Genomic DNA, 2,216 nt, shown 5'->3' on the forward strand with positions numbered 1-2,216 from the left:
GTGAGAAGAAGCAAGCTGAAGCCGAAAAAGTGCGTGGCATTAATCAACAGGTTCGCTCTACGAGTCTTAAAAAAGTACAAGATGTGCTTTTTGAGATGGAAGATAAATTTTCTGTGCTGATCAATGAAACACAGACCTATGAAAATATGATCGATAATCGTGTTCGCAAAGTAAATGATCAACTCGATTTTTCTCGATTGAATTTAGCGATAAAACGAGACGATCAATTTCTGATTAAAGCGATTGATCGTCTCCAAGCTATTCGCGAAGAATTAGGTCAGTTTTATGAATTGATTCAGGTTAGACGTTATAGCTTGATACCTTTACTTGATGCTATTGAAGAAGGTGATAAGTATATTGGTGTATTCCAACAAAACATCGACGAGGTCGGTGATGCTTATAACCAAGTGACATCAGGAAATGTATCTCTGTTAAAAGAGCTGGAAGCAGTTATTTCAATGCTCAACAAACAGTTTGGTGATGAGCTTGTTGACGTATCTGATGAAGTCAAAAAAGAGCTTTTTCAAAAGATATCGACAGATGAAACCTTTATGAAACCAATACAATCTATCATTTATGATGAAGATTATTTCTATTGGGTACAACGTTTTGTTCCTGCAGGAAGAGAAGACGATTATTTAGAAAAGGTTGTTAGACCAAGTAAAATTGAAGATAAAGAGCTTTGCTCTGAAGTGATGGTTCATTTTATTTTAGCCTTAATTGGTAAGAACCATGAGCTAATTTCTCAAGTACTGAGAACGGCTTCAGGCTCGGTGATGAAAGCACGAATCGAGTGTAAAGATATTTTGATTTCACTTAGTGCTATTTCACATAAATTGGTTATGGATAATAATGGCGAAACACTTGAAAAAGTAATCGCTAAATATGAGTCTGAAGAGTACTTTGGACGAAACGTAACTATTCGCTAGTCGATCTATTTAACATTGAACCTGCTGTTTATATTTTTGAAGATGACTAGGGTCTGTTGACCTTTGTTGGTTGAATTTTGTTCGAGTTAAAAACGTTTTAAACGAGGCGAATGGATTGCTGCCTAGTCATCTAAGCAAAATGCATTCAACAAAGAGTAAAACGTTTTTAGCCGAACCTTTCGGGCAGCGTTTGTAGGTCATTTTTACTGCGTTATCGACTTTTTACGTAGAATAACTACACCACAAAGTCTCTGCCTTGTCGCTCATGTGTAAATAATGGCCAACAATTCTCTGTAAAAACAACCTTAAAAGATCAGTAAGACCTAGTGTTTCTAGGTCTTACCGGACTTAGTGGCAGATGAATGAGGGGTGAAAACCCTTCATCATTTATACACCGGGTTTAGCTTCAGCAAGACTGGCTTCAACCTTTGCCGTTAATATATTCATAATACGATCTGTGACGATTGGATCTACAGTGATAACTGTTTATTTACATTGAAATGAGCATGTTCATCAATTTAGTCATTTTTATAAACACTAGCACTGTTCTGCTGCTAGCGAATCAATAGTGTTAATCCTGCAAAATCAGCTTAAAGCTAACATTTTGGCAATTAACCCAAGACTATTGGCTCAAAAACACCGATAATTCACCCTAATTTAGACAAGCTGGCCGTTTGGTTGCGCAAGACTGTGGATATATTCAATGGAAATCAAAGTAAATTTTCTCGATAATTTGAGACTCGAAGCTAAGTTTGACGACTTTACCGTCACCGCCGATCAGCCGATCCGCTACAAAGGTGATGGTTCTGCTCCTAGTCCTTTTGATTATTTCTTAGCATCTTCAGCACTTTGTGCCGCTTACTTCATTAAGGTGTATTGTAAAGCTCGTGATATTTCGACTGAAAATATCAAATTATCGCAAAACAATATCGTTGACCCGGAAGATCGTTATAACCAAATCTTCCAAATTCAAGTTGAGTTACCGGATGATATTTCGGATAAAGATCGCCAAGGTATTTTACGTTCAATTGATCGTTGTACCGTTAAAAAAGTGGTTCAGACTGGGCCTGAGTTTAAAATCGAAACCGTTGAAAACTTAGACGCCGACGCCAATGCGATGTTGATGGGTCAAACTGAAGCCGATGCGAGTACTTTTATCTTAGGTAAAGATTTACCGCTTGAGCAAACCATTAAAAACATGACAGGCTTGTTAGCCGACCTTGGTATGAAGATTGAGATTTCGTCATGGCGTAACATTGTGCCAAACGCTGTCGCTGATACACATCT

Annotated in this window: 2 protein-coding genes; both read left to right on the forward strand. The window is 37.7% G+C overall.

Going from position 1 to position 2,216, the window contains the following annotated elements; all coding sequences use genetic code 11:
• On the forward strand, positions 1 to 929 hold a 929-nt coding region (locus CXF78_RS21575), incomplete at its 5' end, for a hypothetical protein (protein ID WP_180957236.1).
• A 703-nt stretch (positions 930 to 1,632) separates the two neighbouring features.
• Positions 1,633 to 2,216 (forward strand): OsmC family protein (locus CXF78_RS20835; RefSeq protein ID WP_180957237.1); only part of this gene is annotated, 584 nt, incomplete at its 3' end.

This window comes from Shewanella sp. 11B5, from assembly GCF_002836795.1.
In the GTDB taxonomy this organism is placed as follows: Bacteria; Pseudomonadota; Gammaproteobacteria; order Enterobacterales; family Shewanellaceae; genus Shewanella; species Shewanella frigidimarina.